Here is a 457-nt window from a genome sequence, read left to right as displayed (position 1 = left end):
GCAAGAGCCATAGTTATACCAGCTGATGGTCCATCTTTTGGAACAGCACCTTCTGGAATGTGTATATGAATATCATTCGTCTTATAAAATTCAGGGTCTATATCAAACTTGTCCACTATTGACCTTATATAAGAGATACCTGTCTTCGCAGATTCCTTCATAACATCTCCTAATTTTCCAGTTAATACAATTTCGCCTTTACCTTTAAGTACGTTTACTTCTACTTCAAGTGTAACTCCACCAACTTCTGTCCACGCAATACCATTTACTAATCCTATTTGAGAGTTAACGTCTGCAAGTTGATACTTAATCATGTCTTTTCCAAGATATGTCTCTAGGTCAGACTTAATTATACCAACCTCTTCAAGAGCTGCGTCTTCAACGTAGTTTTTGGCAACCTTTCTACAAATCTTACCAATAGTTCTTTCTAGTGTTCTTACACCAGCTTCTCATGTAT

General features: G+C 36.8%; 1 protein-coding gene. It reads right to left on the bottom strand.

Features of this window, described 5'->3' with window-relative positions; translation table 11 throughout:
• The coding region (locus MU407_RS14155) for a S16 family serine protease (RefSeq protein WP_348648038.1) at positions 1-314 on the bottom strand (314 nt) is incomplete at its 3' end.
• Positions 315-457: the final 143 nt, after the last annotated feature.

Origin of the sequence: Brachybacterium sp. Marseille-Q7125, assembly GCF_023062615.1 — a bacterium.
Lineage (GTDB): Bacteria > Actinomycetota > Actinomycetes > Actinomycetales > Dermabacteraceae > Brachybacterium.
The sequence above is the reverse complement of the archived record's forward strand: the minus strand, read 5'-3'. Positions and strand labels throughout refer to the sequence as shown.